The following is a 9,928-nucleotide window of genomic DNA, read 5'->3' as shown; positions in this document are numbered from 1 at the left end:
CCCACCACGAAGGGAAATCCCGATGCGCTTCGGCATCATGTTCTTCGCCGCTCCCGATGGTGCGGCCGCCTCCGAAACCTTCGACACCATGTTCGCCGCCGCGAAGCTGGCCGACCAGGGCGGCCTGAGCGCCGTCTGGACGCCGGAACGGCACTTCGACCAGTTCGGCGGGGTCTTCCCGAACCCAGCGCTGACGAGCGCGGCGCTCGCCATGAAGACGGACTCGCTGCAGTTGCGCGCCGGCAGCCTGATCTCGCCGCTGCACAACACGGTCCGGATGGCCGAAGAGTGGTCCGTTGTGGACAATCTCTCCGGCGGCCGGGCCGCGGTGTCCTTCGGCGCGGGCTGGAACGTCAACGACTTCGTGCTGAGCCCGGAGGCCTACGCCGATCGCCGGAACGTCATGCTGGCGCAGCTCGACGACCTGCGGCGGCTGTGGCGCGGCGAGGCGCTCGAACTGCCCAACGGGCTGGGGCGCCCGGTACCGGTGAGCCTGTTCCCCAGGCCGGTCCAGCCGGAGCTGCCGATCTGGCTGACCTCGTCGGGCAACCCGCAGACGTTCGTGGACGCCGGCGCCCGCGGCACGAACGTCCTGACGCACCTGATCGGGCAGGACGTCGATCAGCTCACGGAGAAGATCAAGCTGTACCGCGAGGCACGGGCCGGGACCGGGCTCGATCCCGCTACCGGTGTCGTCTCGTTGATGCTGCACACCCACCTGGCCGACGATGAAGCCGAAGCGAAAGCGACGACGAGAACACCGTTCCGCGAGTACCTCCGGTCTGCGGTTTCCTTGGAAACCAAGGCGGCGAAGGGCGGCGGCACCATCAGCGGCGGTCACCGCATGCCGGGGGAGGATCTGCCGGACGACGTCGTCGAAGACCTGCTCGACCTGACCTGCGACCGCTACCTGCGCGACGGATCGCTGATCGGCTCCCCGGAAAGCTGCCGCAACGTGGTCGAGCGCTTCGCGGCGGCGGGCGTGGATGAAATCGCGTGCCTGGTCGATTTCGGCTTGGGCGCGGAGCGGATCCTCGCCGGGCTCCCGCCGCTGATCACGCTCGCGCAGCACTTCTCCCGGGCGCGACCTTGACGAGCTCGCGCGTCCGGCCCGGACCGGCGGGCCCGGCGCGGTTCAAGGCCTACCGGTTCAGCCAGGCGAGCCGGCTCGAGCTGCTGGCGAAGCTGCCGGCGGAACTGCGCTTCGAAATGGAGGTCGTGTCGCACATCCTGCCCTTCCGGATCAACGACTTCGTCCTCAACGAACTGATCGACTGGGCGGACCCGTCCGCCGACCCCCTGTTCCGGCTGCTGTTCCCGCACCGGGACATGCTTTCCCCCGAGCACTACGACGCGATGTCCGGACTGGTGCGGCTGGGCGCGCCGCCCGCGGAGATCCAGGCGCTGGCGCGGAAGATCCGGGACGACCTCAACCCGCACCCCGCCGGGCAGCAGACCCTGAACGTGCCGTCGCTCGACGGCGACGCGCTGCCCGGGATGCAGCACAAGTACGCCGACACCGTGCTGTTCTTCCCCTCCGCGGGCCAGACGTGCCACTCGTACTGCGCCTTCTGCTTCCGCTGGCCGCAGTTCGTCGGCGCCGAAGACCGGTTTTCCGCGTCGGACAGCACCGCGTTGCGCGCCTACCTGCGCGCGCACCCCGAGGTGTCCGACGTCCTGGTGACCGGCGGCGACCCGATGGTCATGCGGACCCACCGGCTGGCCGGGTACCTGGACCCGCTCCTGTCGGACCCGGGGCTGGAGCACGTGCGGACCATCCGGATCGGCACCAAGGCGCTCACCTTCTGGCCGCACCGCTTCGTGCTGGACGACGACGCCGACGAGCTCCTGGCCCTGTTCCGGCGGATCGTCGACGGCGGCCGGCACCTCGCGGTGATGGCCCACCTCGACCACTGGCGGGAAATGGAGAACCCGCTGTTCACCGAAGCCGTCCGGCGGATCCGGGAGACCGGGGCCGTGATCCGCAGCCAGGCACCGGTTCTCGCGCACGTCAACGACGATCCGCGGGTGTGGTCCCGGATGTGGAAACGGCAGGTGGCACTGGGCATCGTGCCGTACTACATGTTCGTCGAGCGCGACACCGGAGCACGCAACCACTTCGAGGTCCCGTTGGTGCGCACGTGGCGGATCTACGCCGACGCCGTCAGCGCGGTGTCCGGCCTGGCTCGCACCGCGCGCGGCCCCAGCATGAGCTGCGGTCCGGGCAAGGTGGAGATCCAGGGAGTCGCCGAGGCCCACGGCGAACGGGTGTTCGTCCTGCGGTTCATCCAGGCCCGCAACCCCCGCTGGACACAACAGCCCTTCTTCGCGGCCTACGACCCCGACGCCACCTGGTTCGACGCCCTGCGGCCGGCCTTCGGCGAACGGGAGTTCTTCTTCAGCCGGGAGTACGCGGCGATGACGAAAACAGGCGGCTGAGGGGGTGCCCGCAGCCCCGATCAGGCCCCGGGCACCCCCTCTGTACGCCTCTCGAAGGCCGGCGCGTCGACGTCAGTCGGACTGGTTCGCCCACCAACGACGGCCGGCTTCGGGCAGCGTCTGGATCGGGTCGTAGTACGGGTACTTCCGCTGCAAGGCCTCCGGGTCGTCCAGCTCGATGCCCGTGCGGTAGTTCTTGGTCCAGTACGAGATGCCCTTCTCACGGTCGTACTCCGCGAGCTGGTGCACCCAGCGCTTCCCGACGTACGGCACGTCGCACACGATCCGCGGCGTCGCGTAGCCCGGCAGGTACCCCATGATCGAGTGCTGCAGCTCCTGCGCCTCGTGCACCGAAACCCGCCAGTGCTCGGCGTTCGGGATCATGTCGCACATGTAGAAGTAGTACGGCAGGATGTTCGCCTCGCCCTGGAGGGCGAAGCACAGGTCCAGCAGCGCGGCCGGGGTCGCGTTCACCCCGCGCATGAGGACGCCCTGGTTGCGCACGTCGCGGACGCCGACCTCCAGCGCGGTCCGCGCGGCCTCCGCGACCAGCGGGGTCACCGACTGGGCGTGGTTGACGTGCGTGTGGATGGCCAGGTTCACCCCGCGGCGCTGCGCGGTGACGGCGACGCGCTCGAGGCCCTCGACGACCTTCGGCTGGAGCCAGTGCTGGGGCAGCGCCGCGAGCGCCTTGGTGGCCAGCCGGACGTCGCGCACGGTCTCGATGTCCATCAGGCGCATCAGGAACGACTCCAGCTGCGGCCACGGCACGTTGGCCACGTCGCCGCCGGAGACCACGACGTCGCGGACGCCGGGGGTGCGCTTGAGGTAGTCGATCATCGCGTCCTGGCGGTCGACCGGCTTGAGGGCGAGCTTGTGCTTCTCCACCTGCTCGGTCGAGTTCCCGACCAGGTCCATCCGGGTGCAGTGCCCGCAGTACTGGGGGCAGGTCGAGATCATCTCGGCCAGCACCTTCGTCGGGTACCGGTGGGTGAGGCCCTCGACGACCCACATCTCCGCCTCGTGCAGCGAGTCGCGCTCGGAGTGCGGGTGGCTCGGCCACACCTCGTCACGGTCGCTGCGCACCGGCACCATGTAGCGGCGGATCGGGTCGGCGTAGAACGCCTCGGTGACCTTCGCCGGGTCGGTGCCGGCCGTCGGCGCCATGGTGTTGAGCATCTGCGGGGGCAGCAGCATCGACATCGTGGCCATCTCGCGCTGGTCGGCGAGCAGGTCTTCGTAGAAACGATCTTCCAGCAGGTCGCCCATCAGGGCCCGCAGCTGCTTGACGTTGCGGATGCAGTGCACTCGCTGCCACTGCGCGTCGCGCCACTCGGCGTCGGTGACGTCCTGCCAGCCGGGGAACCTGCGCCAGTCGGGTTCGACCAGCTCGGCGCGGGCGTAGTCATAGGGCTGATCCTGGGCGGCGGCAGGCGTCACAGGTTCCTGGATCGCAGTCACTTGTACTCCTAGTCGTCGGTATCGCGTTAAAATATCCTGTCATAACATTCTCACAGCGTAAATCTTCCTGCACAGTGACAGGGGGGCGATTACGGCGACCAGGCGGGATCCGGGTGCCCGCACCCCGGCAAAGCGGACTCGGAACGCCGGGGGAGACTCGTACACCGTGACGAACGACAGCACCACGCTCCTGCTCGGCGGCCGGATCTACACCCCTTCCTCGCCGGACGCGACCGCGATGGCGGTGTCCGGCGGCACGGTCGTCTGGGCCGGCCAGGACGCCCCCGCCCGCGCGCTGCACCCGGACGCCCGGGTCGTGGACCTCGGTGGCGCGTTCGTCGCCCCCGCCTTCGTCGACGCGCACGTCCACGCCACCGCGACCGGCCTGCACCTGACCGGGCTGGACCTCACCGGCGTCCGCAGCGCCGCCGCCCTGCTCGCCGCCGTGCGTGCGGCCGCGGTCCCCGGGCGCGTGCTGCTCGCGCACGGCTGGGACGAGTCGAGCTGGGCCGAGCCCCGCCTGCCCAGCCGCGCGGAGCTGGACGCGGCCGCCGGCGCGACGCCGGTGTACCTGAGCCGGGTCGACGTCCACTCGGCGCTCGTGTCGACCGCGCTGGTCGAGCTGGCACCCGCGGCCCGTGACGCCGTCGGCTGGTCCGCCGACGGCCCGCTCACCCGCGACGCCCACCACGAGGTCCGTTCGGCCGCCCAGGCGGCGATCACGCCGGAGCAGCGCACGGCCGCGCAGCGCGCCTTCCTCGCCACGGCCGCCGCCCGCGGGATCGTCTCCGTGCACGAGTGCGGCGGCCCGGACATCGCCGGCCGCGAAGACTTCGCCGGTCTCCTCGCGCTCGCGGCCGAGCCCGGGTCCCCGGAGGTCGTCGGCTACTGGGGCGAGCCCGGTCAGGCGGGCCTCGACGCCGCCCGCGCACTCGGCGCGCACGGCGTGGGCGGCGACCTGTTCGTCGACGGCGCCCTCGGCTCCCGCACCGCCGCGCTCACCGCGCCGTACACCGACGACCCCGGCACGTCCGGCTCGCTCTACCTCGACGCCACCGCCATCGCCGATCACCTTGCCGCCTGCACCGAAGCCGGGCTGCAGGCGGGTTTCCACGTGATCGGCGACGCGGCGACGGCCGCGGTCGTGGAGGGCTTCCGGCTCGCTGAGAAGGAGGTCGGCCAGCGCGCGCTCGCCGCGCGCCACCACCGGCTCGAGCACCTGGAGATGGTCACCGCCGACCAGGCCCGCGCGCTCGCCGGCTGGGGCGTCGTCGCGTCCGCGCAGCCGTTGTTCGACGCGGCCTGGGGCGGCGAAGCCGGGATGTACGCCGACCGCCTCGGCGCTGCCCGGGCCGCGGACCTCAACCCGTTCGCCACTCTCGCCGCGGAAGGCGTCGTGCTCGCGTTCGGCTCCGACTCACCGGTGACCGCGCTCGACCCGTGGGCCTCCGTGCGGGCCGCGGCGCACCATCACACCCAGGGCGCGCGGCTGTCCGCGCGGGCCGCGTTCACCGCGCACACCCGCGCCGGGCACCGCGCCGCCGGCGTGCACGACGGCGTCACCGGCAGCCTTGTCCCGGGCGCCCCGGCGCACTACGCGATCTGGGACGCGGCCGAGCTCGTCGTCGCCACTGCCGACGCCCGCGTGCAGCGCTGGTCCACCGACCCGCGCTCCGGCGTGCCCCCGCTGCCGCGCCTGGACGGGGAGACGCCGCTGCCGCGCTGCCTGCGCACGGTCCGCGACGGGGCGGTCATCCACGACGAGTTCACACCCGCCGCCTAGAGTTCGACGCGTGCCAGTGAAAGTCGCAGACCCCGAACCGGGCGTCCCGGATGAAGCGACCTCCGAGGGAAATACCGCGAAAAAACGCCGATTCACGCGGGCCGGGCTGCTGCGGCTCGCTGCCGCCGCGGTGGCGGGCTACGGCTACGAGCTGAGCTTCGCGCCGCGCCCGCTGTGGTGGCTCGCGCCGATCGCGTTCGCCGCCTTCGCGCTGGTCCTTCGTGGACGGACGTTCCGCGGCGGGTTCGGCTACGGCTTCGTGTTCGGGGTCGTCTTCTTCCTCACCCAGCTGCTGTGGCTGCAGGACTTCCTCGGCCGCGACTTCGGCCCGTGGCCGTGGCTGGGCCTGTCGGTCGTGCTGGCGCTCTACTTCGGACTCGCGGGCTGGTTGATCACGGTCGTCTCGCGGCTGCCGCTGGCGCCGCTGTGGGGCGCGCTGGTGTTCGTCGCGCTGGAGACGCCGCGGGCGTGGTTCCCGCTCGGCGGCTTCCCGTGGGGGCGGGTGGCGTTCAGCCAGCCCGAGGGGGCGTTCCTGCCGCTCGCGTCGATCGGCGGCGCCCCGCTGGTCGGGCTGGCCGTGGTGCTGACCGGTTTCGGCCTCGCCGCGCTGCTCGCCCGGCTGTGGTCCGCGCGGAAGGCGCGGGACGCCCGGCTCGTGTGGCCCGCCGTGTTCACCGTGGTGCCCGTCGTCGCCGGGCTGGCGCTGTGGCCGACGATCGGCACCGCCGCACAGGACGGCTCCCTGACCGTCGCCGCCGTGCAGGGCAACGCCCCCGACATCGGGATCGCGCTGCAGGACCAGCGTTACGTGCTGCGCGACAACCACCTCGCCGAGAGCGCCAAACTGCTTGGCCAGATCCAGTCCGGCCAGGTCCCGAAGCCCGACCTGCTGCTGTGGCCCGAGACCGCGACCTCCTACGACGGCGACGACCCCGGCATCGACCAGATGGTGTCCGCGTACGGCGTCCCCGCGATCATCGGCGCGCTGGTGCGCCTGCCCGACGGCAACGCGCAGAACTCGGCGGTCGTCTGGGACCCGCGCACCGGCCCCGGCCAGCGTTACGCCAAGCAGCAGCTGGTCCCGTTCGGCGAGTACGTGCCCGCCCGCGCCATCGCCCGGCTGGTCACCCCGTTCGTCGACGACACCCGCGACATGACCACCGGCGACGGCAGCAACACCGCGCTGTCGGTCGCGGGCACCAAGGTCGGCATCTTCATCTGCTACGAGACGGCGTTCGACTACCCGGCCCGCGAGGCCACCGACGCCGGCGGCGAGCTGCTCGTGGTGCCGACCAACAACGCGTGGTACGGGCGCAGCGAGATGAGCTACCAGCAGCTCGCGATGTCGCGGCTGCGGGCGGTCGAGCACGGCCGCGCCGTGGTGGTGACCGCCACGGCCGGGGTGAGCGCGATCGTGGCCCCCGACGGGACGATCACCAGCTCAACCGGCCTTTTCACGGCAGATGCCCTGGTCGGCCGCGTCCCGCTGCGGACGCAGACTACGCTGTCGGATCGACTCGGTGCATGGACGGAGTACGGACTGCTGACACTGGCGATCGCCGGTGTCGCCGGCGGGTTCGTGCTCCGTTTTCGCACCCGGCGCGCGAGCGCCGGCACGACAGCAGGGGAAGCGGCGGGCTGAATCCCGCGGATTCGGAGGAGAACGGATGGCGCAGGCGCCGCGGGGGGCCGAAGGAATCGAGCCGGTGCTGGTGGTGATCCCGACCTACAACGAGCGGGAAAACCTCGGCCCGGTTCTGGACCGCCTGCACAAGGTACTCCCGGACGTTCACGTGCTCGTCGTCGACGACGGCAGCCCGGACGGCACCGGTGAGTTGGCCGACGAGCGCGCGGACGGCGACGAGCGCGTCCACGTGCTGCACCGCAGTGAGAAGGCCGGCCTCGGCAAGGCCTACATCGCCGGGTTCCGCTGGGGCCTCGCGAAGGGCTACGCGACGTTCGTGGAGATGGACGCGGACGGCTCGCACGCCCCGGAGGACCTCCCGCGCCTGCTGGACGCCGTCGGTGACGCCGACCTGTCCATCGGCTCCCGGTACGTCCCCGGCGGCAGCACGGTGAACTGGCCGATGAGCCGCAAGGTCCTCTCCCGCGGCGCGAACCTGTACTCGCGGATCGCGATGGGCCTGAAGGTGGCGGACATGACGGCGGGCTTCCGCGCGTACCGCCGCCCGGTGCTGGAGAAGCTGGAGCTCGACGAGATCGCCTCGCACGGCTACTGCTTCCAGATCGACCTGACCCGCCGTACCGCCGACGCCGGCTTCGAGATCGTCGAGGTCCCGATCACCTTCACCGACCGCGAGATCGGCCAGTCGAAGATGAGCAGCGACATCATGCGCGAAGCGTTCTTCCGCGTGGCGGCCTGGGGCGCGAAGCGCCGGGTGGACCAGGTGAAGCGGCTGCTCGGGCGCGGCTGAGCGAGTCCGATAGAGCAAACCGTCGGCCCGGTCGTGTCCCGCACGACCGGGCCGACGGCTGTCCGGGCTCGCCCGGTGAATCGGACAGGGAGTGAAAAGTAGAACTTCGACGTCCCAAAGCGACACGAGTGTTACATTCCCGGTGAGGAGTGTCACTCGGGACTGCTGGGGGAGGAAGTTCTGTGGGCTTCGAGGTCAATGTCGAGAACATCGGCAAGGCGGCGACCAGGCTCGCTGCGGGGAAGCCGCCGGCGCTGGCCGCCGCGGGGGCGCCGAACGTCGGCGGCACGGATCGGGCCGGCGGTTACGCCGGCGACTACGACGTTTGGCTCCTGACCCGGCAGGAAGACCTGCAGGCCGCGCAGGAACAGGCCGCGAGCCTGGTGGAGGGCATCAGGCTCGCCGCGAAGGGCTACGACCGTTCCGATGACGACGCGCGCGATGTCTTCCTGAAAGCCCTGGACGGCGACTTCGAGCGGATCGATCGGTGACCGCGGTGTTCGACAAGATCTACCAGCTCGCCGACAAGGTCGAGAAGGGCAACCCGGCCGAGCTCGAGGACCGGGCCCGGGCCTGCCGGACCGCCAAGGAGGCGGTCAAGGACGCCAAGTCCCTGGTGGAGAGCGTCCGAACCGAGCTGGGCGAAGGCTGGCACGGCGGGGCCGGAGAGGCGGCGCTGTCTTCGCTGGAAGACTTCAAGAAGAACCGCGACGAACAGGCCGAGGACCTCGAAGAGTCGGCACGGTCGTTCGAGGTGGTTCGCGACGCGCTGGCGAAGGCCCAGCAGGAGGCCAGGAACAAGCGCGCGGACGCCAAGGCTTTGCAGGAGAAGCTCGACAACGTCTGGAAAGACCTCGGGAACGGCAAGGGCAACGTCGTGTTCGCCTGGGCGAAGGACAAGATCGCCAAGGCCGAGGGGCTGGCCCTGCTGGCCGACCTGGAGCTGGTGATCAAGACCTACGACGCGATTCTGCTCGCCGAGGGCCTGAAGATCCGCAGCAAAACGGGCCGGGTGTGGGAGCTGGCGGGCTCCGAAAAACGCAATATCGCCGAAATTGGCGCGATCATCCTCCGTGAAATCCCCGGTATCGCCGCGCTGGTCGCGAAGAACCCGAAACTCCGGCTCGCCCTGGCCACGGGCGATTGGGACAAGATCATGCAGGACCGCCAGGTCGCGCAGAAGATCTACGACTATTTCGGCTTCAAGTACGTCAAGGACGGCGACTTCTACACCACCGGCGAGCATTCAGTGCAGAGTTACCTCGGCTGGCACGACATCTACGACAAGCTGGAAAAGGTCATCGGCGCGGATCTCGACCGCACCAGCGCCCAGGGCGACAACATGGAGTTCACCGACCCGAAAACCGGGAAACAGTACCGGCTGGAACTGTGGAAGGGCAGTTACGGATTCGGCGGGGCGTTCGGTGGCGAGGTCGGTTTCTACACCAGCGACTCCAAGAACAATTCCGGTTACTTCTCCGCGGCCCAGGGCGACGACCAGATCAAGGTGACCCAGCAGATCTACGACAAGGAAAGCGGCAAGGTCTACTTCACCAACGACGGCCAGGGCGCCGACGGCACCGACAAGCGGCATTTCTGGAACCTGGGGATCCGCACCGAAGCCGGCGTGCACCCCGACCAGCTGGGCCAGCGGGCGACGATCGAGGTGCGGGACCCGGCCATGCGCGACCGGATGTACGACGAGATGACCCGCTACGCCGCCGCGCACCCCGAGGAGAACCTCAAGGTCACAAAAGGATCCGACCACCCGCCCGTGCTCAGCTACGACTGGCGGAAGTGACCCACGGGC

At 70.4% G+C, this 9,928-nt stretch carries 8 protein-coding genes; 7 read left to right on the top strand and 1 reads right to left on the bottom strand.

Going from position 1 to position 9,928, the window contains the following annotated elements:
* Positions 1 to 22 precede the first annotated feature (22 nt).
* Together OG943_RS12625 and OG943_RS12620 are read left to right on the top strand one after the other, a co-directional pair.
* A complete protein-coding gene (locus OG943_RS12625; protein ID WP_328609925.1) occupies positions 23 to 1,093 on the top strand; it encodes a MupA/Atu3671 family FMN-dependent luciferase-like monooxygenase in 1,071 nt (356 codons plus the stop codon).
* Positions 1,090 to 2,439, top strand: a complete 1,350-nt coding sequence (locus OG943_RS12620) for a KamA family radical SAM protein (protein WP_328609924.1) — start codon at positions 1,090 to 1,092, stop codon at positions 2,437 to 2,439. The genes OG943_RS12625 and OG943_RS12620 overlap by 4 nt, the downstream gene beginning before the upstream one ends.
* Before the next feature lie 72 nt (positions 2,440 to 2,511).
* Here OG943_RS12620 and OG943_RS12615 read toward each other — a convergent pair whose 3' ends face one another.
* Positions 2,512 to 3,900, bottom strand: coding sequence for a KamA family radical SAM protein (locus OG943_RS12615; protein ID WP_328609923.1), 1,389 nt, complete (start codon positions 3,898 to 3,900; stop codon positions 2,512 to 2,514).
* Positions 3,901 to 4,066: 166 nt separating this feature from the next.
* On the opposite strand from OG943_RS12615, the gene OG943_RS12610 reads away from it, so the two are divergent.
* The 5 genes from OG943_RS12610 to OG943_RS12590 all read left to right on the top strand — a co-directional run bounded on the left by OG943_RS12610 (position 4,067) and on the right by OG943_RS12590 (position 9,919).
* Positions 4,067 to 5,683 carry an amidohydrolase gene (locus OG943_RS12610; protein WP_328609922.1) on the top strand — a complete coding sequence of 539 codons (1,617 nt, stop codon included), beginning with the start codon at positions 4,067 to 4,069 and terminating at the stop codon, positions 5,681 to 5,683.
* A 10-nt stretch (positions 5,684 to 5,693) separates the two neighbouring features.
* A complete protein-coding gene (gene lnt, locus OG943_RS12605; protein ID WP_442874710.1) occupies positions 5,694 to 7,325 on the top strand; it encodes an apolipoprotein N-acyltransferase in 1,632 nt (543 codons plus the stop codon).
* Positions 7,326 to 7,350: 25 nt separating this feature from the next.
* Positions 7,351 to 8,118 (top strand): polyprenol monophosphomannose synthase, encoded by a 768-nt coding sequence (locus OG943_RS12600; protein ID WP_328609921.1) that lies wholly within the window; start codon positions 7,351 to 7,353, stop codon positions 8,116 to 8,118.
* Positions 8,119 to 8,300: 182 nt separating this feature from the next.
* Positions 8,301 to 8,609: a hypothetical protein gene (locus tag OG943_RS12595; protein ID WP_328609920.1), complete on the top strand. Its 309-nt coding sequence runs from the start codon at positions 8,301 to 8,303 to the stop codon at positions 8,607 to 8,609.
* Entirely contained in the window at positions 8,606 to 9,919 is a 1,314-nt protein-coding gene (locus OG943_RS12590; RefSeq protein WP_328609919.1) for a DUF4474 domain-containing protein, read from the top strand. Before OG943_RS12595 ends, OG943_RS12590 begins: the two co-directional genes overlap by 4 nt.
* Positions 9,920 to 9,928: the final 9 nt, after the last annotated feature.

The organism is Amycolatopsis sp. NBC_00345 (assembly GCF_036116635.1).
Lineage (GTDB): Bacteria > Actinomycetota > Actinomycetes > Mycobacteriales > Pseudonocardiaceae > Amycolatopsis.
Note: the sequence above shows the minus strand (reverse complement) of the source record. Positions and strands in the feature narration are given on the sequence as shown.